This window comes from Acetobacter okinawensis, assembly GCF_002153655.1.
GTDB classification, from domain to species: Bacteria; Pseudomonadota; Alphaproteobacteria; order Acetobacterales; family Acetobacteraceae; genus Acetobacter; species Acetobacter okinawensis_A.
This window is the reverse complement of sequence record NZ_JOPJ01000133.1, coordinates 1-239: the sequence shown is the minus strand read 5'-3', so window position 1 is coordinate 239 and position 239 is coordinate 1. Positions and strand designations below refer to the sequence as shown.

The following is a 239-nucleotide window of genomic DNA, read 5'->3' as shown; positions in this document are numbered from 1 at the left end:
CTCGATGCCGCCGACCATGCCCCGGCCCCGACCGATGCGGGTAAAGGCACTTTTGCCACCACAGGTGCACCCCAGAGCAGCGCCGAATTTGCGACATACGCGGGCCTGATTGCGGACGTAACCCCGGCCCCCGAACTGCTGGCCGGGGCGGACAACCCCTTCCCCGTAGCTTATGCGCGGCGCACACCGCTCATGATCTATAATTTTGGTGCTTACGCCCATCTGCTGCTCTCGGAGTT

The 239-nt window shown here is 63.6% G+C and carries 1 pseudogene; it reads left to right on the top strand.

Annotation, left to right across the window (positions count from 1 at the left end):
- Positions 1 to 239: pseudogene (locus HK26_RS13070) on the top strand (FAD-dependent oxidoreductase); the annotation flags it as partial.